Here is a 25,901-nt window from a genome sequence, read left to right as displayed (position 1 = left end):
ATGGCCACAGTTCCGCTCCAGCACGATCAACATGACGCCGAATGGACGCTGCCTTCGCGCGGCACTGTCGCCATGGCCGCGCTCATCACCGCGGAGTCGTCCATCTTCACCATCTTCGTGGTCGCGTACCTCTATTACCTCGGCCGCGACGTGCACGGCCCCACGCCGAAGGACGCGCTCGAAGTCCCCTGGTTCTACAGCATCTGCCTCATCTCTTCGAGCTTCTTCATCGTGCTCGCAGAGCGCGCCATCGAGCACGGCAAGATTGCCGCATTCCGCCTCTGGTGGGCGATAACGATCCTGCTAGGCATCATCTTCCTCTACGGCACAGGCGTGGAGTGGCACAGCCTGATCGTCGACCATCACCTCACCATCGCCACCAACCTCTTCGGCACGACGTACTACTCGCTCGTCGGCCTGCATGCGTCGCACGTGGTCGTCGGCCTCGTCATGATGCTGTTCGTGCTGGTGTTTTCGCTGATGGGAGCGGTGCATCCGCATCATGCCTATCGCGTAAAGACACTGGCTCTCTACTGGCACTTCGTCGACGCCGTCTGGATCGTCGTCTTCACCGTCGTTTACGTGGTGGGCCGCTAATGAGCGCAGATCCTCACTCGCACGCAACGGGTCACGGCGAGCCGCCGTCAGGCATCGTCCGCCTGCCTGCTTCCACGCCCTGGCCATTCCTCATGTCGCTGGGCGTGGTGCTCATGTGCGCCGCGCTCGTCACAAGCATGTGGCTCATCTGGCTCGGGCTGTTCCTCTTCGTTATCTCCGCGGTGGGGTGGTTCCGCGCAGTGCTGCCTCACGAAGCTCACGACGACGTCCCTGTCGCTGATGAGTTCTTCTCCTTCATCCCCGAGTACGAAAAAGTCGCGCGCATCGAAATCAACGAAACCCATCGCGCGCAGTTGCCCCTCGAAACATTCCCCATCTCCAGCGGCATCAAAGGCGGAATCCTCGGCGGCATCGCGATGGTCATCCCCGCCGAAATCTACGGCATCATCCGCTATCACAGCGTCTGGTACGTGGTGAATCTCCTCGGCGGCGCGGGCGTCGGCGTATGGTCCAACCCCAGCGTCGAAGAGATGCAGCGCTTCAATCTCCAGGCGTTCATCACGGCCAACATCATTCAGGGAGCAACCACACTGCTGGTCGGAATCCTCTATGGCGCGATGTTGCCCATCTGGCCGAAGCGTCCCATCCTCCTCGGTGGCATCATCGCGCCCGTCGCGTGGACCGGCCTGCTGCACAGCATTCTCGGCATCGTCAATCCGTTCCTCGCCGAGCGCATCGACTGGTGGTCCTTCGCCGCATCGCAGGTCATCTTTGGCCTGGTCGCCGGATACGTCGTTTCCCGATCCGGTCGGCTCAAACGGCTGAGTCAGGTCCCGCTGCCGGTCCGCCTCGGCATTGAAGCTCCCGGCATTCACCCGGGTCATGAGGGCGGCCACGAACATGAGGGAGACGAGCACCGCAAATGAGACCGACCCTCATCCACGCGTGCCTGCTTGCACCCTTCGCGTTTGCGATCGCCGGATGCAACATGCCCGGCCGCCCTGAACCCGGCCCTGAAGTCCCGCGGCCCGAAGCCGTCATGTCCTTCGACAAGCTCTACGGCGAGAACTGCGCCGGTTGCCACGGAGCCAACGGCCAGGGCGGCGCCGCCATCGCACTCAACAATCCTGAATACCTCGCGCTGATTGACGACACTACTATGCGCGACATCATCGCCAAAGGCGAGAAGGGCACGCTGATGCCTGGCTTCAACGTCTCCTCCGGAGGCGAACTCAGCGATGCGCAAATCGACACGTTGATGAAAGAAATGCGCGCGCGCTGGAGCAAGCCCAACCCCTTCGGCAGCGACACACCGCCACCGTACAAGGCCACGCATGCAGGCGACGTGAGCAAAGGCCAGCAAGTCTACACAGCCGCATGCGCAAGCTGCCACGGCGAGAATGCGCAGAAGCCCGGCAGAGACGGGTCAATCCTCGACGGCTCGCTGCTGGCGCTCATCAACGAGCAAACCGTGCGCACCATCATCATCGCCGGCCGCCCTGACCCCGACCCAAACATCGCCCAGCCCGATTGGCGCAACCATATCAAGGGCCACCCGCTGAGCGACGACGAAATCACCAACGTGACCGCATGGCTGATCGCCCAGCGCCCCGCACGTCCCGGTCAGCCCTATCCCAACATGCAGCCCAATGCGAAACCCGTTGAGACGCAGCCCAGCGCGAGCAAGCCATGATCACGAATCGGAACAACACTCCCCAAAGGGAGCAACATAATGGATGAAAAACTTCCACCGCCGAGCCCACAGGAACAGGAAGAGCGGCTGCATGGAGAACGCGTCTCGCGCCGCACATTCCTCATGAACGTCGGCGTCGCGCTCAATGCAATCGTGGGCGCGCTTGTTGCAGTTCCGGTTGTCGGATATCTCTTCGGCCCCGTGCTCCGCCGCAAGGAATACCTGCAGTGGATCGCGATCGGCAACGCGTCCGACTTCCCGCCCGGCGAAACCCGCTTGGTCACCTTCACCAATCCCGTCACGGACCCGTGGGACGGCGAAACCGCCAAAATTCCCGCCTACGTGCGCAGTGTAGAACAGGGAAACTTCACCGTGTTTGCCATCAACTGCGCGCATCTCGGATGCCCGGTGCGCTGGTTCAGCGAGTCGCAACTCTTCATGTGCCCCTGCCATGGCGGCGTCTACTACGCCGACGGCAGCCGTGCCTCCGGTCCGCCCGAGCGCGGCCTCTTCACCTACGAAGTCAAGGTCGAAAACGGCAAGCTCATGATCAACGCCGGCCAGATGCCCACCCTGCAAAATCGCGCCAAGTCCGGGCCCTGCCCCGGTGCAGCCGAACCGAAACAACCCGCACTCATCGCAAGGATTGAATCATGCCCGGATACATCCCCGGCCATCACGGCCCGTGGTACCGACGCCTCTACGATTGGCTAGAACGGCGCGTACAAATCGAAGGGCCGGTCAAGGATGCCGTTCTGCATCCGGTGCCGAAGAGCACTGCAAGCTGGTGGTACGTCTTCGGCTCCGCCAGCCTCACGCTGCTCATCCTGCAGGTGGTCACGGGCGTGTTGCTGGGCCTTGTCTACCAACCGTCGGCCGCGCACGCATGGGGGTCCCTCCAGGTTCTGAATCATCAACTGCCGCTGGGCTGGTTCCTGCGCGCCATGCACGGCTGGGGCTCGAACTTCATGGTCGCCGTGGTGCTCATCCACATGGCGCAGGTGTTCCTCTTCGGCGCCTACAAATTTCCGCGCGAGCTCACGTGGATCGTCGGCGTCTTCATGCTGCTCATGACGCTCGGCATGGCGTTCACCGGCCAGGTGCTGCGCTGGGACCAGGACGCCTACTGGGGCCTCGGCATCGGCGCTTCCATCATGGGCCGCGTGCCTCTCATCGGTGGACAGCTTGTGCACATCATGCTCGGCGGGCCCATCATCAACGGAGCTACGCTCACGCGCTTCTTCGCGCTCCACGTCTTCATCATTCCTGGAACCCTCCTCGGCCTCACAGCCCTTCATGTATGGATGGTGCTCAAGCTTGGTATCAATGAGTGGCCCATGCCCGGCCGCGTCGTGCGCCGCGAAACCTACATCGAGGAGTACAACGAGCTATCGCACAAGCACGGCATCCCCTTCGTTCCCGGCGCGGTGTGGAAGGACCTTTTCTTCTCAGCCGCCATCATCCTTGCGGTCGCCATCTGCGCGGCGATCTTCGGTCCTTTCGGCCCCAAGGGCGTACCCGACCCCACCATCATCAACACCGTCCCCAAGCCCGACTTCTTCTTCCTCTGGATATACTCGGTGCTCTCCTTCCTCCCTCCCGAAATGGAGACGCCCTTCATCCTGATCGCACCCGTCGTCGCCGTCGCCGCGCTGGTCGCGCTGCCGCTCATCGCAGGCGTCGGCGAGAAGAGCTGGTGGCGGCGTCCCGTCGCCGTATTCATGGTGATGTTCCTCGCCATCTGCTTCGGCGTGCTCACGCATCTCGGCACCTACACACCATGGAGCCCGCAGATGACCGCGTGGAGTGGCGCCGTCATTCCCGCCAATCTCCTGAAAGACCGCACCCCGCTCGAGCGCAAAGGCGCAGTCGTCTTCCAGGCCAAGCAGTGCCGCAACTGCCACTCCGTCGGCGGCCTCGGTGGAATGCGTGGCCCCGCTCTCGATGATGTGGCAACGCGTCTGACCGAGGATCAGCTTTACCGCCAGGTACTCCTCGGCGGCGGCAACATGCCCGCCTACGGCAGCGCACTCTCGCCCGCCGAGACCACCGCCCTCGTCAAGTACCTCATCACGCTGCGCCCGAGTTATCGTCCGCAGGCGCAGGACATGTCGCGCCAGGTAGCCGGCCAGGGAGGCGTGCCGCCCGACTCAAACGTCCAGCGCGGCGGAACGCAGATTCCCCCGAAGTGACCGGCATGTTCGCGATCGTCATCTTCGATTCCGACCCGCTCCCCGACAACTGGCTCGCGGCCTGGTCGCTTCCCGTGGTGCCGTTCATCGGCCTCGCGGTAATGCTAGCGCTTTATCTCCGCGGATGGTTCGTCGCAAACCGCACGCGCCCGCTTGAGCTCCCCGCCTGGCGCGCAACGTGCTTCGTCGGCGGAGCGGCCGCGCTCTGGATCGCCCTAGCCTCGCCTATCGATGCCCTAGACGACTACCTGCTCACCGCGCACATGCTGCAGCACTTCATCCTCATGAGCGTGGCGCCTCCACTTCTAGTGCTCGGCGCGCCAACGGTGCCGCTGCTCCGCGGGCTGCCTCGCCCGCTCATCCGCCTCTTATCACGGCCCGTATTCCGCGCGCGCTGGTTCCACGCCATCTGTCGCCTGATCACGCATCCCGTGTTCGCTTGGCTTGCGATGAACATCGCTTATCTCGGCTGGCACGTGCCGGCCATGTTCGAACTGACCTTCACCTCGGAACGCATCCACGATTTCGAGCACCTGTGCTTCTTACTCACCTCGGTCGCATTCTGGTGGGTGGTCCTCGCGCCCTGGCCCACGCAGCCGCGCTGGCCCCGATGGACCGTCATCCCCTACCTGCTCGGCGCCGACATCCTCAACACCGTGCTCTCTGCTACGCTCGCGTTCTCGGGCCGCGTGCTCTATGCGCCCTACGCCGCAGCCGAACGCGTCTCATTCCTCACCCCGTTACAGGATCAAGTGGCCGCAGGCTCTGAAATGTGGGTACTGAACTCGCTGGTGATGCTCGCACCCGCCGTGGTGATCACCCTGCAACTGCTGACGCCCGCTGCTCTTCTCCGTCAGCAACAAGGAAGCAGCGCGTCGCGGCGCATTCCAGTCGCCTGACTCCCCTACCAACTTGTCATTCTGAGGAGCGCAGCGACGAAGAACCCGCTTTTACCACTGATTCCGCCGCTCCTCTGCTATCCCTACACCGCGGCCTTCGACCGGACTCCCCGCCAATAAAGCACCAGCCCGATCAAAATCGCCCCCACCGTACCGCCCACCAGCTTGATCTCGAAATCCATCGCATCTGACCCACCCGGCGGCACAAACGAGAGCCCAATCCCCACCAGCACAACGACAAATCCCAGCGCTCCGCAGATCCACACACCGGCCTTGCCCCCCGGCACCAGCACCGCATGTTCATTCTCGCGGCGATCCTTGCGGGCCGCCAGCACGATCACCGCCGCGAACATATAGAGAAACGGAATGAAGTAGAGGATGATCGCCGCGTCCACCACAATCTGGTAGCCCACAATCGCCGACCGCGTATGCACCTGGCTCAGCAGCAGGATCGCGCCCGACAATCCCGCCTGCACCAGGATCGAAATCCAAGGCGTCTTCCACTTCGGATGGATCTTCCCAAACGCCGCGGGCAGATAGCGATCGATGCCCACGGCAAACGGCACGCGCGCAATGCCCGCCACGGTCGAGCCCACGCCGCCCGCATTCCCCGCCGTCACCAGCAGGGCAGCAATCACGCCCAGCACCCCGATTTTCAGCGCCGTCGATCCCACCGTAATCGCATGAAACACGCCGCTCTGCGGATCGATATTCCCCGCAGGCACCAGGGCCAGAATCGCAAACGTCCCGGCGATATACATCAGCGCAATCAGTGCGCCCGCCCCAAACACGGCCCGCGGCAGCGTGCGCCGCGGGTCGCGCACCTCCTCGCTCATGGCCGAGACCAGCTCGAGCCCCGTAAACGCAAACGCAATCTGCGACCAGAAGTTCACCGTGTCCCAGTTCCACGCCGGCATCATGTTGTGCACCGTGAACTGCGTCGCCGAGCCGCGTGTGAGCGCGATGACCGCGCCGAGAACCACAAGAATGCACAGCGGAACATACGTCCCCACCCCGCCCGCGTTCTGCAGCCACTTCCCAATATTGAGCCCGATGATGTTCAGCACCACCGCCACCAGCAGCAGCGCCAGCGACACCACGAGAAGATACGTGCGGTTCCCCGCAAGCGTCACGCCGTTGCCGCCGATGATGTAAGCCGACATCGACGCCGACGCCAGCAGCAGCCCCGGAAAGTAGAAGACGGTGTAGATCCAGTAGGTCCACCCGGCGACGAATCCGTGAAACGGCCCGAACGCCTCGCGCGACCACGCGTAGAGCCCGCCCTCCTCCGGAAAGCGCGACGAAAGCTCGTTGATGACGAACGCGCCCGGCACAAAGAAGAACACCGCGGCCAGCACCCACAAACTGATCGACGAGGTGCCGTTGTGCCCCGCCGCCGCAATCCACCGCGGCCCCAGCACCGTAGCGATATTGAACAGCAGCACATCCCAGAACCCCATCGTCTTGCGGAGCTGGGACTTCGTCGCAACGGCATCGCCGGCGGAGATTGTCATGCGGACACCTGCAGGTCAGAACTTTGCTGAACAGTACATGGAATCATAGCGGAGACGCGACAGAGTGGTCAGTGCGGGGCGGACGGTTTCTTCTGATTGCTTCGACTCCGATCCCTCGTTCACCTCGACCCTTCCACCAGCTGTCATCCTGAGCGGAGCGCAGCGGAGTCGAAGGATCTGCGGTTGCTTTTCGAATGTCTGAGTAGGCGCCAATCCGTTCAATGAAGCACCCGTATCCTTTCACCCAGCGAGAACAAGGAATCCAGTATTCAGTGGAAAGCGTATTCGAATGTGGTGTGCTTCTTGAAGTGATCGTAAAACAGCTTATAGCCGCCCCGGTTATGGCTATTGATCGCGAACAGGATCTCTGACTGACCGTCGTTGTCGTAATCGCCAGCGTCGACCAGCCACAAACCTTCATCGAGGTATTTCACCGATTTCTGCGGATCAATCGTGAACCAAGTGTCATTCATCTCAAAACCAGTCTCGGCATCCTCACAGTCAACCGCTCCAGCGAGATGCAGGCGGGCAATCATCCATCCGCCTTTTCCCTCGTAGGCTTTTACGAGCTTCAAGTCTTCGTCGAGATAGGGGAATGACTGTAGTTTGGATTCGTCTGCTTTGCTGATTGCGCAAAGCTTCGGAAAGCGGCTTCGAAAGGCTTGCCGCACGGTTCTGGTCTGCTGAGGCGTGAGTTGCGATGGTTGCCAAGACTCCGGATCGCTGACATACGGCTGCGAGTTCGCAACCAGTGGACGATATACAGATGCGCCGCTCTCCCCTCCATACGCTGCAGACCTCGAGCCGACTCTCGGCAATGCCCCGTTCCCTACGTCCTGCAGGCCTACACGCGAGTAAAAGCTGAATCCAGTTGGAATGCGTCCTGTCACCTGGCCCAAACCCCTTCCATCAAACGCAATGGTCCAAGTGACCTGCTGCGGATATTGCTGGGAGACGGTCGTTAAACAGTCAACATCACCGCAAGTTGGAAACGCCTTCCAATCGTTTCCATCTTTCTTAAACACGACTCGAACACCAGGAGAGGAATTGCCGCCATACTCATCTGGCACGTCTTCAAGCACGCCGACAATCGGACCCTGTCCGAAGGCGACGCGCTCGGCAGGCAAGGAGGTTAGAGCCGTCATTGCTATGAGGAGGACAACTGCGGCTTTCATCGCCATCCAGTCTACCGCCGAACCGTCAGCCATCACGGGGTGGGAGCACTCGATAAGTAGTCGCCCACTCGTACATCGCCGCACCTTAACCTGCGCATCGCCACAGCATCGTCCCACCTGTGGTTTGCCCGCCTCAACCCCCACAATTTATGCTTTCTCTACCGCTGGCTCGTTCCTGCACTGGCCGGATTTCCTCCAGCCAGGCTCTCCGAAACCCCAAATCTCAGCGGCCGTGGCGGTTCCAATCCAATGAAGATTCACGAGTATCAGGCGAAAGAAATCCTCGCGAAATACGGCGTGCCCGTTCCCAGGGGCGAAGTCGCCAACACTCCGGAAGAGGCCGCCGCCGTGGCGCGCAAGCTCTTCGCGGAGGGCGCATCGGGCGTTGTGGTCAAGGCGCAGATTCACGCTGGAGGCCGCGGCAAGGGCGGCGGCGTGAAGGTGGCCAAGAACCGCGATGAAGCCGAGCAGCACGTGCAGAAGATCCTCGGCATGCAGCTCATCACGCACCAGACCGGCCCCCAGGGCCAGAAGGTCCGCCGCCTGCTGATCGAAGAGACCGCGCAGATCGACCGCGAGCTCTATCTTGGCATCGTGCTCGACCGCTCCACCGGCAAACTGACCTTCATGGCCTCGCAGGCCGGCGGCATGGAGATCGAAGAGGTCGCCGCCAAGACGCCCGAAGCCATCTATAAAGAGAGCATCGATCCGGCCATCGGCCTGGGCGCTTACCAGGCCCGCAAACTCGCCTTCGCGCTCGGCCTCAAGCCCACGCAGGTCAACCAGGCCGTCGCGTTCTTCCAGAGCCTTTACAAGGCGACGCTCGAAACCGACGCCTCGCTCGTCGAGATCAATCCCTTCATCACCACCAAAGACGACAAGCTGTTCGCCCTTGACGCCAAGATCAATTTCGATGACAACGCGCTCTTCCGTCACGCCGACATCAAGGCCCTGCGCGACGTGGACGAAGAAGATCCGCTCGAAGTCGAAGCCAGCAAGTACTCGCTCAACTACATCAAGCTCGACGGCACCATCGCCTGCATGGTCAACGGCGCGGGCCTTGCGATGGCCACCATGGACATCATCCAGTACGCCGGCGGCTCGCCTGCCAACTTCCTCGACGTAGGCGGCGGCGCCACGCAGGAACAGATCGAGCACGCGTTCGAAATTCTGCTCAGCGACAAGAACGTGAAGGCCATCTTCATCAACATCTTCGGCGGCATCCTTCGCGTCGATCGTCTCGCCACCGGCGTGGTCGCAGCGGCGAAGAACCTCAACGTGCAGGTACCCATCGTCCTTCGCCTTGAAGGAACGAACGTCGAAGAGGGCCGCAAGATCCTCAAGGAATCCGGCCTCAACTTCCAGGTAGGCGCAACGATGAAGGAAGCTGCGGAACTCGTCGTAGCAGCCGCGAAGGAGGCGAAGTAATGTCAGTACTCGTAGATAAAAATACGCGGCTCATCGTTCAGGGCATCACCGGCAAAGAGGGCACCTTCCACGCCAAAGGCTGCGCCGAATATGGCACCAACGTCGTCGGCGGTGTCACGCCCGGCAAGGGTGGAACCAAACACGAAGGCTGGCCGGTGTTCAACACCGTGGCTGACGCAGTGAAGGAAACCGGCGCCAACGCCACCATGATCTTTGTGCCGCCGCCGTTCGCGGCCGACGCTATCCTCGAAGCCGAAGACGCGGGGATTCCCCTCATCGTCTGCATCACTGAGGGCATTCCCACGCTCGACATGGTGAAGGTCTGGGCGAAGATCAAGAACTCGTCGTCGCGCCTCATCGGACCCAACTGCCCCGGCGTCATCTCGCCCGGCAAGGCCAAAATCGGCATCATGCCCGGCCGCATTCACAAGGAAGGCAGCGTCGGCATCGTCTCGAAATCCGGCACGCTCACCTACGAAGCCGTCCATCAGTTGACCCAGCGCGGCATCGGCCAGTCCACCGCCATCGGCATCGGCGGCGACCCCATCATCGGCACCACGCACATCGATGCACTCAAGCTGCTCAACGACGATCCCGGCACCGAAGCGATCATCATGATCGGCGAGATCGGCGGCACCGCTGAAGAAGCCGCAGCCGCCTGGGTCAAAGCCAACGTCAAGAAGCCCGTCGTCGGATTCATCGCTGGTCAGACCGCGCCTCCCGGACGCCGCATGGGCCACGCCGGAGCCATCATCTCCGGCGGCGAAGGCACGGCCGCCAGCAAGATGAAGGCCATGCGCGAAGCCGGCATTGAGGTCGTCGTCTCCCCCGCGGAAATGGGTGAGACCCTGGCCCGCGTGATTGGCAAGGCATAGAAACAGCCCTCAACCATGCGTTAAGAACAAAGGCTCGCCGCAAGGCGAGCCTTTCCATTTCGGCCTTCGGGCCACGCGTCTCTCGCTCCCGCGCATCTTAGCGCGCAGGAGAGCAACATGTCCGACGACCTGCACAAGCACAAAGCCACATCGCAACAAGATGCCCGCCTTCCCACCACCGAGCGCGAGAACATCGATGACGAACCCGAAGTGGACAGCCACCATTCCGACACCGCCAAAGATACGAACGTCGTCCGCGGCGACGACCGCCCACAGTCCGTGCGGCATGGCGGCTAATTCGCAGTTGAAGAAGGCGCAGCCGAACCGCTGCGCCTTTCTCGTGCTCTACGACGCGATCGCAAACCCGCCGTCGTGTTCTTCCGCGCGCGCCTGCTCGCTGTTCCAGTCAGTCATGCCCACAACCGCACTCTCCGTAAATCCGTTTCCGACAAAAATATTCGCGGCCGTCGTACCTTCAAAGCCAAACACCTTGGGAACCATGAACGACGCGCCCGCAAACGCCGCATCCATGCGCCCGTGCGTCTCAAACGGAATCACCTTCTTCACGCCCAGCGGGTAGTCCGTCAGCATCGACTCCACCAGGATGAACCCGCCAGTCAACAGCGCGGCCATCGCGGCACGTGGTTCCTTCTTGCGGCACATCCACGCCATTCCAAAGAAGAATGCGGCGTGGCAATAATCAATAATTCCGTGGGTACGCGCGTCCACCACCTTAGGCAGGCGCTTCTCAATCTGTTCAATCGCGGCGTTCGGCAGGTTCATAGATATCCTCCTCGAGGGTCAAGCTCAACGGTCGGGTTAGATGCGACGAGCCGCATCGGGTAGCTTGGCGGTCCGCTTCAATTAAGCCGACCCGCTATCATCGAATCAGATGAGCCGAGTTAAAGACTTATTGAAGCCGCTGGCCGAAGACGGCGCGGCGCTGACCCGCGAACAGGCCGCCGAGGTGCTGACCGAGATCCTTTCTGGCGAAGTGCCCGAAGTAGAAACCGCCGCCCTGCTGACCGTCATGGCTACCCGCGGCGAACAAGCCCCCGAACTCGCCGGCTTCGTCGACGTCATGCGCCAGCACTCCACACCCATCCCCTTCACCGATGAGGAACGCGACCAACTCGTCGACTGCGTCGGCACCGGTGGCGGCGGCCCGCTCACCTTCAACATCTCCTGCGGAGCCGCGCTCGTGGCCGCCGCAGCCGGTGCAAAGGTCGCCAAGCACGGCAACCGCGCCGTCACCTCCCGCTGCGGAGCCGCTGATGTCCTTGAAGCCCTCGGCGTCCCTATCCAGCTCACGCCTGAGCTCGCCGCAGAGTGCCTTCGCCAAACCGGATTCGTCTTCCTCTTCGCGCCGCTCTACCACCCCGTGATGAAGACCCTCAACCCCCTGCGCCGTGCTCTCGGCTTCCGCACCATCTTCAACCTCGTCGGCCCCCTCACCAACCCGGCTCACGCCCGCGCTCAGGTCATCGGCGTCCTCGCGCCCAGCCGAGTGCTCCTCGTCGGCCGAACACTCGTAGCCCTCGGCGCAAAGCGAGCTTTTGTCGTCCACGGAACCGACGGCATCGACGAGCTCACCACCACCGGCGAGTCGGTGGTTGCCCACATCGAAGAAGATCCCAACGGCGGCCCTCCGCAAATGCGCGCCGCCCGAACTACTCCGGAGATGGCCGGCGTTCCGCGCGCCAAGCTCGAAGACTTCATCGGCGGTGATATCCAGACCAACGCCTCGCTGCTCTACGACGTCCTCACCGGAATTCCCGGCGCGCGCCGCGATATCGTCGTTCTCAACGCCGCTGCGGCGCTCGTAGCAGCAGGCTTGGCCGGCGATCTCAAAGAAGGTGTCGCCCTCGGCTACGAGGCCATCGACTCCGGCCAAGCTGCGGCCACCCTCGCCAAGCTCCGTCAGTTCGGCGAAAAATACTCTGCAAGCTGACGCAGTCTGGGCGTTCTTTGATAGTCCGGCACCCCCGGCACACAGGAGAGGAGCATTATGCGTTTTCATTCGCTGTCGTTTGTGGCGCTCGCGTTTATCTGCGGAACCGCCTCGTTCGCCCAGTTTCCGGGACAGATAGAACTCAAGATCGATTCGTCTAACCGAACCCTCAGCGTGAGCAAGGAGGCGCAGGTCACGGCTGATCCGGACACAGCGATTCTGCACATCGGCTTTGAGACCGATCCGTCGGACGCCCAATCGGCCTACGCGGAGGGCACACGGCTTTCCAATGCCATCATCGCCGCAGTCAAGCAAGCTGGCGTGCAGCAAAGCGACATTCATAGCGAGAGCCAGCGACTCGACCGCGACTACACGGTGCCCAAATCGCACAAGTTCAAGCTGGTGCAGCAATGGACCGTGAAAACCGATCCCATGCACGTCGCCCAGATCCTGGATGCGGCCGTGACCGCCGGAGCATCGGTGAGCGGCGACATCGAATGGACCGTCAAGGATCCCGCGGCGCTCGACGCACAGGCTCTCGAGAACGCCGCAACCCGGGCCAAATCCGATGCGGAGGCGCTTGCCAAAGGCATGGGAGTGCGCCTCGGAGCTCTGGTCTACGTCAGCAGAACCAGCGAGCCTGAAATTATGCCCGTGCGCCCCCGCGTCATGGCGATGGCAAAGGCGCAGAATGACCAGCCTCTATCGATCGAGCCCGGAAAGGTAACCCGATCCGCCACCGTCTACGCCGTCTACGCCATCGAATAGTTCCGGTATGAATCAGCCCCAAATCTCGGGTGCCCCATCCTTGGCGCGTCTTTGTCTTTGCGCCAAGGGTGGGAAACCACGAACCCATCCCAGCAAGCTTCGTATCAGGGGCTGACCAGCAAGCTTCGTATCAGGGGCTGATTTTAATCAGCCCACTAGCGACGCAATAAGCATGGGGCTTCAGCCCCCGCCCCTCTGCTTCCATGAAGCGAAGGGTGGGAGACCACCCAGCCGAGTCCACTCTAGAAGATCCCAGACCGACCCGCGATCCGCCGCGACAGCAGCCACGACGCGCCAGAGACAGCCAGCGCCCCCACCACCCATCCTGCCTGCTGCATCGGCTCGCTCAGTGCCGCAGCCATCTGGATCTTCGGCAGCACGAATCCACCCGCGGCTGCCTGACTTGCGTAGCGCACAGTCTCCACCGCGCCCCAGCCCAGAACCCCGCCCGCCAGCACGAAACCCGGCAGGAAGCGCTTCCACGGGAAGGGAATCGGCGGCGGCGCAGTGACTTCGTCTTCAACCTTTTCCATCACCCGCGCCAGGAAGCCTGAGCTGGGAACGATCTCACCCTCCTCGGCCAGGATCGCGTCGAGCCGGTTTCGTTCTCTCTCGTCTCGATTCATCTCAGGACCTCCTCTTTTGCTGCTGGATGCGCCACTGTTCCCACGCCGGCCTCCGATTCGAGCCGGGGGAATCTCTTCTTCAGAATCGCTCGCGCCCGGGCCAGCCGCGCCTTCACCGTGCCCTCTGGCAGCAACAGCGTTCGCGCCGCTGCTCCCACATCCATCTCGTGAAAGTAATAAAGGATGACCGGCTCGCGATAGCGCATGGGCAGCGCCAGCACCGCCCGCCGCACCAGTTCATTCTGCGAGCGCTCAGCCAGCTCATCGTGCTGCGCCGCCGGACCGGCAGGCTCCGGCGCATCTTCCATCGGCACCATCACCGTTGGCACCCGCTTCAGGTCATTGCGATAGACGTTCGCCGCCAGCGCAAACAGCCATGTCGAAAAACTGCTTTCGCCGCGCCACGACGCCAGCCCCTTCCACGCCCGCAGAAAAGCCTCCTGCGCCAGCTCCTCCGCACGGCCCCTGTCACGGCAGTAGCGCCACGCCATATTCACCAGCGGCCCCTGCCACCGACGCACGATCCCCTCAAACGCGCGAACGTCCCCGGCAAGCACGCGTTGCACATCGTGCACATCGGCAGAAGCGGTCTCGGTGGGCGCACTCATGGGTGATCTTTCATCCGGTGCGACAAGCCCTCTGGGATTCCGGTTGCATTTTATTCCCACGCCCGCCCGCAAAAGCCCCTTTCAAAAAATGCAACCGCATCCGCAGCCCCCCGGTCGTACAGTTCGCAAGGGACGAAAAGTCCCCAACGTTTGGAGGAGGGCGAGATGGAACACATGGCGATGGCTTTTGAAGGACTCCCAATGGATTTCGGTCTCTGGATGTTTCTGTCCATCGGCGCAGTGGCATTATTCGTGGTCTTCATTCCGCTGGTGAGCTGGATCGACAGCCGCCGCAAAGAGCGCGAAGCCTTCTACAAGGCAGACATGATGCGGCGCCTGGCCGAGGCCTCAGGCGACGGCGCCAAGGCCGCACTCGAGCTGCTGCGCGAGGAAGAGCGGATCAAGGCCATCAAGCAGCGCGAAGGACTGAAGATCGGCGGCCTGGTCAACGTTGCCATCGGGATCGGGTTGAGCATCATGCTCTACTCCATAGGCGGTAGAGATCACGGCCCGTACCTTGTCGGCCTGATTCCCGGGCTCCTCGGCGTGGCTCTGCTGGTCTACGTCTTCGCGATGGCGGCCCCCATCGAACCCCGCTGAATCCGCCCGGCACCAACCGGCATCGAAGAGATAGTCGTGACAACGACTAATTTTCAGATATCCGGCCGCAAGGAGCCCAGCCATGACTGAGCACGTCCGCCAGCCCGCCCTCTTCCTCCCCCATGGCGGAGGCCCCTGCTTCTTCATGGACTGGACCTGGGGCCCAGCCGACACCTGGCACCCCACACAACGCTTTCTCGAGAGCATTCAGGCCACGCTGCCCGCCCCACCGAAAGCGATGCTGGTCATCAGCGGCCACTGGGAAGAGCCCGGCTTCACCGCCGGCGCAGTTGAAAAGCCCGAGCTCATCTTCGACTACTCCGGCTTTCCGCCGCACACGTATCAGTTGACCTGGCCCGCTCCCGGCGATCCCGAACTCGCCGCCCGCGTAACCAAAATGCTGCGCGAGGCAGGACTGCCCGCCGGCCTCAGCCGCACCCGAGGTTACGATCACGGCATCTTCGTGCCGCTGAAGGTCGCATTTCCCCAGGCGCAGATTCCCGTAGTCCCGCTCTCGCTCGACCGCGGCCTCGATCCCGAACTGCACCTCGCAGCCGGCCGCGTGCTCGCGACCCTCCGCGACGAAGGCGTGCTAATCATCGCCAGCGGCATGAGCTTCCACAATCTCCGCGCCTATATGCGTCCCGAGACAACGGAACCAGCCGCCCAGTTCGACGCCTGGCTCACCAAAGCAATCGAATCTTCCGCGCCGCAGCGCAACGAGATGCTCCGCTACTGGCAGAATGCTCCCAACGCCTCGTTCGCGCACCCCCGTGCCGAACACCTAATCCCGCTCATGGTCGCAGCAGGCGCCGGCGGCGAAGCTCCCGGCAAGCGCATCTTTCACGACCAGCCAATGGGCGCAGCCATCACCGCCTACCGCTTCGACGGCTAGCACTGAGGAAATCTCTAAATAAGTCGAAGTTTGAACGAGGACGGCTTCACAGCTTGCCGAAAAGCCGTTCGGAACAGGCTTTGTACCAGGGGCTGCCTTCAGGCAGCCCACATGGTGCTCCCTTGGTTGACTGGGGCTTTAGCCGCTAAGGGATGCGTTCTGAAATCCATCTTTCATCCGATGTGCCTAGCGCATCACCTGCAGCACAATCCCCAGCACTGCCCCGCTCAGAATCAGCCACGTCGCATTCAGCCTGAATCGCAACAGCAGCGCAGCGCTCACCAGCCCGATCCCCCATGTCCACACATCCACCAGCGCCGCGCGCCCCAGCGCCAAAGTGACTACGGCCATCAGCGCCACGGCCGCCGCATTCACTCCATCCAGAAACCCCGCCAGCGCCGGCGACTTCCGCAGCCGCCCCGCCATCGCTCCCACAAGCCCCGCCATGAAAAACGACGGCAGAAAGATGGCCAACGTTGCGGCCACAGCCCCCGTATACCCGTGCAGCAGGTATCCGAGAAACGTCGCCGTCGCAAACAGCGGCCCCGGCGTAACCTGGCCCGCCGTGATCGCATCCAGAAGCTGCGTCTTCGTCACCCAGTGCAGGCGATCCACTAAATCTGCCTGCAGAAATGCCAGCAGCACATACCCCGAGCCGAACACCACCACGCCCAGCTTCAGGAACACCAGCACAATCGAAAGCACTGCAGGCGACCCCGGCCCCGCCGCAACTCCTGCCACCGGAGCAAACGCAAACACCCCGCCCCTCGTCACCTTCACGCGCCCGCGCGCAGCCCACGCCGCGAAAACCGCGCCTGCCGCCAGCAGCACCGCAATCGGAGTCACACCGCCCAGGTTCGCCGCCAGGCACAAAACCCCAGTCAGCAGCAGCGCCCGCGTCCGCAGCGCCATGCGCGCAAGCCGCCAGATCGCCTGCAGCACAATCGCCACCATCACCGGCTTGGCGCCATACAGCAGCCCCTGCACCTGCGCCAGGTGTCCATAGCGCACGTAAGCCCACGCCAGCGCCAGCGTGAACGTCGCAGCCGGCGTAATGAAGCACGCTCCCGCGATCGCCAGCCCCGCCCATCCTGCGCGCGTGTAGCCCAGCGCCATCGCTACCTGCGTCGAGCTCGGTCCGGGCAGCAGATTGCACGCGCCCAGCAGGTCCAGAAATCGCTCGCGCGTGATCCAGCCGCGGCGCTCCACGGCCTCAGTCTCCATCAGCGCAATATGCGCCGCTGGGCCTCCAAAGCCCGTGAGTCCCAGTCGAAGAAAGAACCGAGACAGCTCCGGCAATCGGGATGGGGCGATCTCGGTCATGCTCTAGGGTGTATCGACATATACGAGTGTGCAGCGACGGGAGCCATTTTTTCTCAGTTCTAGAAGCGAGGAGTGACGCATACCGAGTGTCTGTTAGCGACGAGCGACAACGAAATGAGTAAAAATGGCCCCGTCCCTTCGGGTTGCTGCGAAAATCCGGCTATACTTCATCCTCGGTCTCGACGGTAGACTCGCCACAGCCATCGGCCTCCGCTTCGCCTGACCGGATTTTCGCTGGCAACGCTGCCCACTCGTATATGTCGGTACACCCTACCGGCGCTGCCACCACTCGCGCGGCCGCACCACGTGCATGCCAGAGTCCATCAGGATCGCAACCAGCGAGAAAAGCATCGCCAGATCCGTGCGCGCCTCATGCACAAACGCCAGCACCCCGGTGTGCGCCACACTCCTCGGCACACCGAACCGCCCCACAGAATGCCCCAGCAGAATGGGAATCTTGGTCGTGATCAGCGCCGTGATTATCACGCCGAGCAGCAGGACTGCAGCCTCGCCTGTATAGAGGTTCAGCATTACCGCCGCACCGGAGATGATCTCCACGATCCCGACCGCCGGCGCAAGCATGTGCGGCAACGGCAGTCCAATATGAGCAAACCGGCCGTATCCAAGCTCCTCCGGCTGCATGAATTTCAGAATGCCCTCTGTGAGGAACACGATTCCCACAATGATGCGGACAAGCAACAGCGGAAAGTTGCGGCGCATTAATCCCTCGCGTGCATTCTACAAGCCTGTTTTTTCAAGAACAGAATTACTGCTGCTTGAGGAGCAGATCGATCATATCGCGCAGCTTTGCCGGTTCCGTCGACGGCGCATAGCGGCCCACAACATTCCCGCTGCGGTCCACCAGGAACTTCGTAAAGTTCCACTTGATGCGCTTCGTGCCGAAGAACCCGCGGCGCGCCCCAGTCAGAAATCGAAACACCGGATGCGCATTCGCCCCATTCACGTCAATCTTGGCGAACACCGGGAAACTCACGCCGTAATTGCGTTCGCAGAACGTAGCGATGTCAGCCGCTGTGCCGGGCTCCTGGTTACCAAACTGGTTCGAAGGGAACGCCAGCACCTCAAATCCGCGCGGATTGAAATCGCGATAGAGCTGCTCGAGCGCCGCGTACTGCGGCGTGAAACCGCACTGGCTCGCTGTGTTCACGATCAAAAGCGCGCGCCCTGCAAAATAGGAGAGCTTCAGCGGATGGCCGTCGAGCAGGTCTGCGGTGATCTCGTACAGGGGCGATTTCTCGGCGGTCATCGAATTCCTCACAGCTTTGAGGATGTCATGTTTCGATGTGCTGCGTCTAAGCTCCGTGCGACACAAATAAGCGGAGTTTGGTTGACCGTCCCCGCTGCGCCGGGTGCGTCCTTTAGACTGGGGTCAGGGTTCATTTTTGCCTGTTCCCAGGCCCGTGGCGCGGGTCACGCATCTGCGTGCGGCCTGGAGACGCAGTCTCCTCGGCCCACGCTGGGGCGACGCGGGTTTGGGCCGGGTGGCCGCGGTCCAATATAATCAATCTTTCCGCGAGGGCAGAACCAGATTCTTTTGAGCAATGAGGGTGTGCATATTCTTCCCGTGAACTTGAACCATCGACCGCACCAGTATGATGTGCGCTCGCCGAAGGGGTTTCCCACGGTGAAGATGCGGCACATTCTTTCAGGCCGGGCCCTCCGGATCGCCAACAAAGCGGCGTGCGCGCTGCTGCTGTTTGCCTTCATTTTTTCTTCTGTTGCCGTTCTGGCGCAGGGCTCTCAGACCATCGAACAGATTCGTGTGATCGGTAACCGGCGCATTCCCAAGGAAACCGTCTTGGCGCGCCTGTTTACCCACGTGGGCGACCAGTACGATCCCATCTCTGTCGAGCGCGACTTCAACTCGCTCTGGAACACCGGCTACTTCGAGAACCTGCGCATCGAACGCGAAGACTCGGAGAAGGGCATCATCCTGAACGTCTACGTGACGGAGAAGCCCACCATCCGCGAGGTCAATTACAAGGGCCTCAACTCCTTCTCGGTCTCCGACGCACTCGACCGCTTCAAGAAGGAGAAGGTCGCCATCTCGGTGGAGAGCCAGTACGACCCCACCAAGGTGAAGCGGGCTGAAGCGGTGCTGCGCCAGATGCTCGCCGAGCACGGCCACCAGTTCGCCACCATCAAGACCGACGTGAAGACCATCCCGCCGGCTTCGGTGCAGATCAACTTCAACATCAAGGAAGGCCCTACCGTAAAGGTTGGCAACATCCGCTTCACGGGCAATGAGCACATCAGCTCGCTGCAGCTGCGCCGCTCCATGAAGAACCTGAAGCCGATCGGCATTCCTTACTCGCTGTTCCTCGAAAACCTCTTCCCCAAGACCTTCGACTCGTCGAAGCTCGAAGAGGACTCCGAGCGCGTCCGCCAGGCCTACCGCGACAAGGGCTATGCCAATGCCGCCGTTGAAGAGCCGCAGACGCAGATTCGCGATCAGGGCGGCCTCAACTGGCTCACCTTCCGCCCCAACAAGGGCAAGCGCATTGACATCCTCATGCCCATCGAAGAGGGTGCGCGTTACAAGCTGGGAAGCATCACCTTCTCCGGCTACAAGGCGTTCAACAACGTGCGCGCCATGCGGGCGCAGTTCCCGCTTAAAGACGGCGACGTTTTCAGCGCCACCGCCATGGGCAAGGGCCTTGAGAACCTGAAGAAGGCCTACGGCCAGCTCGGCTACATCAACTTTGGCGCCATCCCCACGCCTCACTACGACGAGCAGAAGAAGACCGTCTCCTTCACCGTCGATATCGACGAGGGCAAGCAGTTCTACGTATCGCGCATCGAGTTCCAGGGCAACACCATCACGCGCGACCGCGTCATCCGTCGCGAACTGCTCCTCGAAGAAGGACAGGTCTACAACTCCCAGGCATGGGAGTACAGCCTCCTCCGCCTCAATCAGCTCGAGTACTTCGAACCGCTCAAGGTCGAGCAGGATTCCGAAGCACACCAGGATCCCGATGCCGGCACCGTTGACCTGCTCCTCAAGGTCAAGGAAAAGGGCAAGAACTCCATCGGCCTGAACGGCGGCGTCAGCGGCCTCTCCGGCGCGTTCCTCGGTGTCAACTACCAGACCAATAACTTCCTCGGACTCGGCGAAACGCTCAGCGTGCAGGGCAACCTCGGCAACGTGAGCCGCCAGTTCCTCTTCGGCTTCTCGCAGCCCTACGTTCACAACCGCCCGCTGAACCTCGGCTTCCAGATCTTCTCCCAGAAGCAGGACTACAACGCCGCCAAGAACTACGAGGCCACCACCGGCCAGGCGGCGAACCTGAGCTCCGCGCAGCAATCGCTGGTGCAGAACTACAATCAGTCCTCGACGGGCCTGAACTTCAGCATCAACTACCCGCTGAAGAAGCACTCGTTCCAGCGCCTCGGCCTTACCTATTCGCTGACCAAGTCCGATATCACGGCCTTCAGCACCGCGTCGCAAACCTTCTTCCAGACCATTAGCTTCCGGTCCGGCATTGTTGGATCCAACGCGCTGACTAATATCGTCAACAGCTCGGCCTCGTTCAGCTACATGTACAACACCGTGAACAATCCGGTGCGTCCGCGCTCCGGCAGGGAAATCACGGGTGTCTTCCAGTTCTCGGGCATCGGCGGCAACCTGCGTTACTTCTCGCCGCTCGTCGCCTACAAGAGCTTCACCTCGATGCACTACCTCACGCCGAGGGCGGACGGCCGCAATGTCTTCGGCATCCGCGCCCAGCTCGGCTACATCCAGGGCTTCGGCGGCGACGTGGCTCCGCCCAACAACCGCTTCTACTCCGGCGGTGAAGCCGACCTGCGCGGATTCGATATCCGCGGAGCGACGCCCTACGGTTACGTTCCCAACCGCGCTACGGTGCAGTTGACCAATCCTGATGGCACCTGCGTGCCGCGCGATCCAAACAATCCGCAGCTCAACCAGTGCATCCTGGTTCCCATTCCGGTGTATGGCATCGCCTCCATCGGCGGCGACACCAACTTCGTCACCAATATGGAGTACCGCATCCCCATCGCGGGGCCGGTGACGTTCGCGTTCTTCGATGACTTCGGAATCACCGCGGCGCTCAACAAGGGCCAGCTCAAGCAAAGCCCTGAGGGCTTCGCTTCACTGACCGCTCCGCTCTACGGCTGCCCCGTCTACAACAACGGCTCCTGCCAGGGCGGCATCCCCGGCTCCTTGGTTGGATTCCAGAGGAACGTTCACCCGGTCGCCGGCACCAACTTCGTTCCCCGTATGTCGGTGGGCGGTGAAATCTCGGTGCTCATGCCGATCATCAACGCACCGTTCCGGCTGTACTTCGCATACAACCCGCTGCGCCTCTATGAGCGGCCCTACTGCAACGCCGATCTGTCAAACAGCTCCAAGAACCAGAGCTGCTCGGCTCAGCTGATCACCCGTGACCTGTTCCCCCCGGGCGGCGCAGGCGACTTCACCTGGCAGCAGGCCCAGCAGGGCTACGGCGCCCAGAACCTCTTCCGCGAACCCAGAAAGACCTTCCGCCTGACCGTCTCCACCACCTTCTAAAGGCAGGGAGTAGAAAGCAGGCAGTAGGGATCAGGCAGAAGTGAATAGAAACAAGGGCCGCTCGCAAGAGCGGCCCTTTCCTCTGTCCCTCTGTCCCTCTGTCCCTCTGTCCCTTTGCCACTCCGCCACTGTCCCTGGCACCCCCTGTTCCCTCATCCCCACTCCCTGTCTTATAATCCGAATTAGTTCCGGCCTACTGTGAGTCGAGTCTTTTCCTGCCTGTGCCCTTCCGGTGCAACGCCTGAATAGAGAGATTCAACCTCAGGCAGAAAGCGGCTCCGCATTTGAGCGCGTGCCAGTAGCGGGAACCTGAGAAGGAGTTTTCCATTCGCATGAAGCGTGTATCTGTCCTTGCAGCCGTCGTCGCCTCGGGCTTTGCCCTGAGCGCCGCAGCCCAAACCCCCGCCGCAGCCTCTGCCGGCGCGCCCAAGGTTGCCGTGATTGCCTTCCAGCAAGCCGTGACGGCGACCAACGAATTCCAGCGCGACTTCGGCGACCTGCAGAAGAAGTTCCAACCCCAGCGCACCCAGCTCAAGTCGCTGGGCGACGAAGTCGACTCGTTGACCAAGCAGCTCCAGGCGCAGGGCGCCACCCTCAGCGATGCCGATCGCGCCAACAAGGCAAAGGCCATCGACGACAAGAAGAAGCAGGCTCAGCGCATCGCCGAGGACGCCCAGAACGACTACCAGCAGGCCATGCAGGATACCTTCGGTAAGGTCGCCCAGAAGGTCGATGACGTCCTGAACTCCTACGCCAAGGAGCAGGGCTTTACCGTCGTGATCGATGCCAGCGAAAACCAGCAGCAGCAGCCGCTGGTGCTCTACGCGGCGCCTTCTAGCGACATCACCAAGGCCATCGTGGATGCTTACAACGCGAAGTCCGGCGTGCCGGCTCCCCCCGTGGAAGCCCCCGCCCCCGCAGGCGTCCGTCCCACCACACCCAAGGCCCCCAGCAAGTAAGAACCAGGGAGCAGGGAATTGGCAGTAGGGAATAGGAGAAGGGCCGCTCATCATCGAGCGGCCCTCTTCCTATCTGTTCCCGATTGTCACTCTGTAACTTTGTAACTCCGGCACTCCGTCCCTAGCCTTCTAACCCCTGAACCCTAACCCCTGCCCTCTGTCCCTGTTCCCTGTCCCCTGCGCTATAATCCTCACTAGTTCCTGGTCCTCTCCTTTCGTGTCTTCTTCTGCTCCGCTCCGTCCGGCGTGGAGTGCCCCCAGACAGAAGAAAATCTGCGGAGACGGGCAGAGGCTTGCTCTCGCGCCTTTCGCGCAGCCAGTCTAAAAACAGGGACCGCGAAGGAGTTTCCAGGTACCAATGAAGCGTTCGACCTTAATCCCTGTCCTCATGGCCTCGGGCCTTGCCCTGACTTCTGCCGTTCAGACCGCCACTGCTCAAGCCGCGGCGCCCGCCAAGCCCGCTGCCGCTCCAGCTACGGCTGCTACCGCACCCGCCGGCCCCACCAAGATCGCCGTCATCGCCTTCCAGGTGGCTGTTGGCCAGACCAATGAGTTCCAGCGCAGCTTTGCTGACCTGCAGAAGAAGTGGGACCCGAAGCGCCAGGAAATCAAGAAGCTCAGCGACGACATCGACGCCTCTACGAAGGCGCTTCAGTCCCAGGGCGCAACCCTCAGCGATGCCGAGCGCGCCAACCGCGCCAAGCAGATCGACGACAAGAAGAAGCAGCTCGATCGTTCCGCCGAGGATGCCCAGAACGACTTCCAGCAGGAGATGCAGGACCTCTACGCCGGCACCGCCTCCAAGGTCTACGACGTCCTCTCGACCTACGCCCAGCAGAATGGCTATACGCTGGTGCTCGATGTCGCCGGCCAGCAGACGCCCGTTCTCTACGCCCTGCCCTCCACCGACATCACCAAGCCTGTGATCGAAGCCTACAACGTCAAGTCCGGTGTACCGGCGCCTCCGCAGGGCACCCCGGCAGCTCCGGCTCCGGCGGGCCAGGCGCCCCGTCCGGCAGCTCCCAAGCCCACCGCCCCGCCGAAGTAAAATCCTCGCTCAAAAAGGCCGGATCTGATCCAGTCAGATCCGGCCTCAAACGCTCCAATTTCAATAGGCTCCAGACAGGCGCAGGCAACCTTTTCCGAGGGGCCTGTTTCTGTGGAAATTTCTGTGGAAAGCCGCGGGTGACCGATTAAAGAAAGGTTAATTTAAACTGTTGCCAAAAAGGCAGCCCTTCTGGTAGAAATCGTAAGTCCTTAAATTTCAGATACAAACGCGGGTTATACCTGCGCCTATGCAGGCTGCGCCTCAAATGCACAATAACCGGTTCAGCTCGACCGGTTTCCACAGGCGCATGTGAAAGAAAATTAATGAAACTCCGCAAAAAGGGGCCGAACGGCCCTATTTTTGCTGATCTTCGCCCACCCGGAGAACGGCTAAAAACGCTTCCTGCGGAATGTCCACTTTCCCGATCCGCTTCATGCGTTTCTTGCCTTCCTTCTGCTTCTCCAAGAGCTTCCGCTTACGCGATATGTCCCCGCCATAACATTTAGCGAGTACGTTCTTCCGCAGCGCAGTGACCGTCTCGCGGGCGACGATCTTCGATCCGATCGCGGCCTGGATCGCCACCTCGAACTGCTGCCTTGGGATCAGCTCCCGCATCTTCGACACCAGCGCCTTACCGCGTTCGTAAGCGAAATCGCGGTGCACGATGATCGAGAGCGCATCCACCGGCTCGCCCGAGACCAGGATGTCCATCTTCACCATGGGCGAAACCCACTCGCCCGCCAACTGGTAGTCGAGCGACGCGTACCCGCGGCTGATCGACTTCAGCCGATCGTAGAAGTCCAGCACGATCTCATTCAGCGGTAGCTCGTAGGTAAGCAACACTCGCGTCGGCGTCACGTATTCGAAATTGACCTGCTTGCCGCGCTTCTCCTCCACCAGCTTCAGAATCCCGCCAACATACTCCTCATTGGTGAGGATCTGCGCCTTGATGATCGGCTCGCGAATCGCTTCGATGTTCGTAGGCTCCGGCCAGCGCGAAGGATTATCGACTTCGAGCACGGTGCCATCGGTCAGCGTGATGTGATACCGCACGCCCGGAGCCGTCGTAATCAGGTCCAGTTCGTACTCGCGCTCCAGCCGCTCCTGGATGATCTCCATGTGCAGCAAACCCAGGAAGCCGCAACGGAATCCGAAGCCCAGCGCTTCCGAGCTTTCAGGCTCGAAGAAGAACGACGAATCGTTCAGCCGCAGCTTTTCGAGCGCGTCCCTCAGCATCGTGTGCTCGTGCGAGTCCACCGTGTAGAGCCCCGCAAACACCATCGGCTTGATGTCTTCAAAGCCTGGAAGCTGGCTGTCAGCCGGATGCTCCTCGTCGGTGACCGTATCGCCGATCTTGGTGTCGCTGACCGTCTTGATCGTCGCGACAAAGAATCCAACTTCGCCCGCGACCAGTTCGCCTATCTCCACCGGCTTCGGCGTCAGCACGCCCATCGATTCAACATCGAAGCCCTTGCCGTTCGACATGAGCTTGATCCGCTGCCCCTTGCGCAACGTGCCCTGCATCACGCGCACCAGCACGATGACGCCGCGATAAGCATCGAACCACGAATCAAAAATCAGCGCCTGCAGCGGAGCCGCGGGATCGCCCTTCGGCGGCGGCAGGCGATGCACCACTGCCTCCAGCACCTCCGCCACACCCTGGCCCGTCTTCGCGCTCACCGGAATCGCGTCGGTTGCGTCCAATCCCACGGCCTTCTCGATCGCTTCCTGAGTGCGCAGAATGTCGGCCGAAGGCAGGTCAATTTTGTTGATGACGGGAATAATCTCGAGACCGTGATGAATCGCCAGATATGCATTGGCCAGCGTCTGCGCTTCCACGCCCTGGCTCGCGTCCACTACCAGCAGCGCGCCTTCGCACGACGAAAGCGACCGCGAAACTTCATAGCTGAAGTCCACGTGCCCCGGCGTATCGATCAGGTTGAGCTGATACGTCACGCCGTCGTTCGCCTTGTACATCATGCGCACGGCGTGTGCCTTGATCGTGATGCCGCGCTCGCGCTCCAGGTCCATGGCGTCCAGCACCTGGGCCTGCATCTCGCGCTGCGTCAGCGAGCCGGTCAATTCAAGCAGACGGTCGCTCAGCGTCGACTTGCCATGGTCGATGTGGGCAATGATTGCGAAATTGCGTATGAAACGTGCGTCCATTCAGGATTTGCGGGTGATGATTCCGGCGCTTTCTTCGTCAATTCAAAAGGGCAGCGCGGAAGGCGCACTGA

General features: G+C 61.7%; 25 protein-coding genes. 16 read left to right on the top strand and 9 right to left on the bottom strand.

Annotated elements, in window-relative coordinates; genetic code table 11:
- The 6 genes from MOP44_RS05420 to MOP44_RS05395 are packed head-to-tail and all read left to right on the top strand — an operon-like array spanning position 1 to position 5,342.
- On the top strand, positions 1-597 hold the full coding sequence (locus MOP44_RS05420) for a cytochrome c oxidase subunit 3 (RefSeq protein ID WP_260794892.1): 597 nt from the start codon (positions 1-3) through the stop codon (positions 595-597).
- Complete coding sequence (locus MOP44_RS05415; protein WP_260794891.1) at positions 597-1,484, top strand: hypothetical protein; 888 nt, start codon at positions 597-599, stop codon at positions 1,482-1,484. Before MOP44_RS05420 ends, MOP44_RS05415 begins: the two co-directional genes overlap by 1 nt.
- Positions 1,481-2,251, top strand: a complete 771-nt coding sequence (locus MOP44_RS05410) for a c-type cytochrome (RefSeq protein ID WP_260794890.1) — start codon at positions 1,481-1,483, stop codon at positions 2,249-2,251. Before MOP44_RS05415 ends, MOP44_RS05410 begins: the two co-directional genes overlap by 4 nt.
- 39 nt (positions 2,252-2,290) lie before the next feature.
- Entirely contained in the window at positions 2,291-2,965 is a 675-nt protein-coding gene (locus MOP44_RS05405) for a QcrA and Rieske domain-containing protein (protein ID WP_260794889.1), read from the top strand.
- Positions 2,905-4,443: a cytochrome b N-terminal domain-containing protein gene (locus tag MOP44_RS05400; protein ID WP_260794888.1), complete on the top strand. Its 1,539-nt coding sequence runs from the start codon at positions 2,905-2,907 to the stop codon at positions 4,441-4,443. Before MOP44_RS05405 ends, MOP44_RS05400 begins: the two co-directional genes overlap by 61 nt.
- 5 nt (positions 4,444-4,448) lie before the next feature.
- Positions 4,449-5,342 (top strand): cytochrome c oxidase assembly protein, encoded by an 894-nt coding sequence (locus MOP44_RS05395; RefSeq protein ID WP_260794887.1) that lies wholly within the window; start codon positions 4,449-4,451, stop codon positions 5,340-5,342.
- A gap of 83 nt (positions 5,343-5,425) precedes the next feature.
- Here the strand turns inward: MOP44_RS05395 and MOP44_RS05390 are convergent, their stop codons facing one another.
- Together MOP44_RS05390 and MOP44_RS05385 are read right to left on the bottom strand one after the other, a co-directional pair.
- Complete coding sequence (locus MOP44_RS05390; protein ID WP_260794886.1) at positions 5,426-6,856, bottom strand: APC family permease; 1,431 nt, start codon at positions 6,854-6,856, stop codon at positions 5,426-5,428.
- A 269-nt stretch (positions 6,857-7,125) separates the two neighbouring features.
- The gene (locus MOP44_RS05385) at positions 7,126-8,031 is read right to left on the bottom strand and encodes a hypothetical protein (protein WP_260794885.1); all 906 of its coding nucleotides are present in this window, start codon (positions 8,029-8,031) and stop codon (positions 7,126-7,128) included.
- Positions 8,032-8,280: 249 nt separating this feature from the next.
- Here MOP44_RS05385 and sucC point away from each other — a divergent pair, with 249 nt between their 5' ends.
- From sucC to MOP44_RS05370, 3 genes are all read left to right on the top strand, one after another.
- Positions 8,281-9,459 carry an ADP-forming succinate--CoA ligase subunit beta gene (gene sucC / locus MOP44_RS05380; RefSeq protein WP_260794884.1) on the top strand — a complete coding sequence of 393 codons (1,179 nt, stop codon included), beginning with the start codon at positions 8,281-8,283 and terminating at the stop codon, positions 9,457-9,459.
- On the top strand, positions 9,459-10,334 hold the full coding sequence (gene sucD / locus MOP44_RS05375; RefSeq protein ID WP_260794883.1) for a succinate--CoA ligase subunit alpha: 876 nt from the start codon (positions 9,459-9,461) through the stop codon (positions 10,332-10,334). Before sucC ends, sucD begins: the two co-directional genes overlap by 1 nt.
- A 117-nt stretch (positions 10,335-10,451) precedes the next feature.
- Positions 10,452-10,631, top strand: coding sequence for a hypothetical protein (locus MOP44_RS05370; protein WP_260794882.1), 180 nt, complete (start codon positions 10,452-10,454; stop codon positions 10,629-10,631).
- Between the two features lie 48 nt (positions 10,632-10,679).
- On the opposite strand, the gene MOP44_RS05365 is transcribed toward MOP44_RS05370, so the two are convergent.
- Entirely contained in the window at positions 10,680-11,117 is a 438-nt protein-coding gene (locus tag MOP44_RS05365) for a hypothetical protein (RefSeq protein WP_260794881.1), read from the bottom strand.
- A gap of 109 nt (positions 11,118-11,226) precedes the next feature.
- Between MOP44_RS05365 and trpD the strand changes: the two genes are divergently transcribed.
- A complete protein-coding gene (trpD, locus tag MOP44_RS05360) occupies positions 11,227-12,285 on the top strand; it encodes an anthranilate phosphoribosyltransferase (RefSeq protein ID WP_260794880.1) in 1,059 nt (352 codons plus the stop codon).
- A gap of 57 nt (positions 12,286-12,342) precedes the next feature.
- Entirely contained in the window at positions 12,343-13,053 is a 711-nt protein-coding gene (locus MOP44_RS05355) for an SIMPL domain-containing protein (protein WP_260794879.1), read from the top strand.
- A gap of 242 nt (positions 13,054-13,295) precedes the next feature.
- On the opposite strand, the gene MOP44_RS05350 is transcribed toward MOP44_RS05355, so the two are convergent.
- Both MOP44_RS05350 and MOP44_RS05345 read right to left on the bottom strand, forming a co-directional pair.
- Positions 13,296-13,679 carry a hypothetical protein gene (locus tag MOP44_RS05350; protein WP_260794878.1) on the bottom strand — a complete coding sequence of 128 codons (384 nt, stop codon included), beginning with the start codon at positions 13,677-13,679 and terminating at the stop codon, positions 13,296-13,298.
- A complete protein-coding gene (locus MOP44_RS05345; RefSeq protein WP_260794877.1) occupies positions 13,676-14,287 on the bottom strand; it encodes an RNA polymerase sigma factor in 612 nt (203 codons plus the stop codon). The genes MOP44_RS05350 and MOP44_RS05345 overlap by 4 nt, the downstream gene beginning before the upstream one ends.
- 165 nt (positions 14,288-14,452) lie before the next feature.
- On the opposite strand from MOP44_RS05345, the gene MOP44_RS05340 reads away from it, so the two are divergent.
- Together MOP44_RS05340 and MOP44_RS05335 are read left to right on the top strand one after the other, a co-directional pair.
- Positions 14,453-14,887, top strand: coding sequence for a DUF6249 domain-containing protein (locus tag MOP44_RS05340; protein ID WP_260794876.1), 435 nt, complete (start codon positions 14,453-14,455; stop codon positions 14,885-14,887).
- Positions 14,888-14,969: 82 nt separating this feature from the next.
- Positions 14,970-15,782: a DODA-type extradiol aromatic ring-opening family dioxygenase gene (locus MOP44_RS05335; protein WP_260794875.1), complete on the top strand. Its 813-nt coding sequence runs from the start codon at positions 14,970-14,972 to the stop codon at positions 15,780-15,782.
- Between the two features lie 186 nt (positions 15,783-15,968).
- On the opposite strand, the gene chrA is transcribed toward MOP44_RS05335, so the two are convergent.
- From chrA to MOP44_RS05320, 3 genes are all read right to left on the bottom strand, one after another.
- A complete protein-coding gene (gene chrA / locus MOP44_RS05330; RefSeq protein ID WP_260794874.1) occupies positions 15,969-17,105 on the bottom strand; it encodes a chromate efflux transporter in 1,137 nt (378 codons plus the stop codon).
- Positions 17,106-17,375: 270 nt separating this feature from the next.
- The gene (locus MOP44_RS05325) at positions 17,376-17,825 is read right to left on the bottom strand and encodes a DoxX family protein (protein ID WP_260794873.1); all 450 of its coding nucleotides are present in this window, start codon (positions 17,823-17,825) and stop codon (positions 17,376-17,378) included.
- A 46-nt stretch (positions 17,826-17,871) separates the two neighbouring features.
- Positions 17,872-18,372, bottom strand: a complete 501-nt coding sequence (locus MOP44_RS05320) for a glutathione peroxidase (protein ID WP_260794872.1) — start codon at positions 18,370-18,372, stop codon at positions 17,872-17,874.
- Between the two features lie 324 nt (positions 18,373-18,696).
- On the opposite strand from MOP44_RS05320, the gene bamA reads away from it, so the two are divergent.
- The 3 genes from bamA to MOP44_RS05305 all read left to right on the top strand — a co-directional run bounded on the left by bamA (position 18,697) and on the right by MOP44_RS05305 (position 23,664).
- Complete coding sequence (gene bamA / locus MOP44_RS05315) at positions 18,697-21,657, top strand: outer membrane protein assembly factor BamA (protein WP_260794871.1); 2,961 nt, start codon at positions 18,697-18,699, stop codon at positions 21,655-21,657.
- Between the two features lie 332 nt (positions 21,658-21,989).
- The gene (locus MOP44_RS05310) at positions 21,990-22,616 is read left to right on the top strand and encodes an OmpH family outer membrane protein (RefSeq protein ID WP_260794870.1); all 627 of its coding nucleotides are present in this window, start codon (positions 21,990-21,992) and stop codon (positions 22,614-22,616) included.
- Positions 22,617-22,974: 358 nt separating this feature from the next.
- On the top strand, positions 22,975-23,664 hold the full coding sequence (locus MOP44_RS05305; RefSeq protein WP_260794869.1) for an OmpH family outer membrane protein: 690 nt from the start codon (positions 22,975-22,977) through the stop codon (positions 23,662-23,664).
- 354 nt (positions 23,665-24,018) lie between these two features.
- On the opposite strand, the gene lepA is transcribed toward MOP44_RS05305, so the two are convergent.
- Positions 24,019-25,830: a translation elongation factor 4 gene (gene lepA, locus MOP44_RS05300; RefSeq protein WP_260794868.1), complete on the bottom strand. Its 1,812-nt coding sequence runs from the start codon at positions 25,828-25,830 to the stop codon at positions 24,019-24,021.
- Between the last annotated feature and the right edge of the window lie 71 nt (positions 25,831-25,901).

The sequence above is a fragment of the Occallatibacter riparius genome (assembly GCF_025264625.1).
Taxonomy (GTDB): domain Bacteria; phylum Acidobacteriota; class Terriglobia; order Terriglobales; family Acidobacteriaceae; genus Telmatobacter; species Telmatobacter riparius.
The sequence above is the reverse complement of the archived record's forward strand: the minus strand, read 5'-3'. Positions and strand labels throughout refer to the sequence as shown.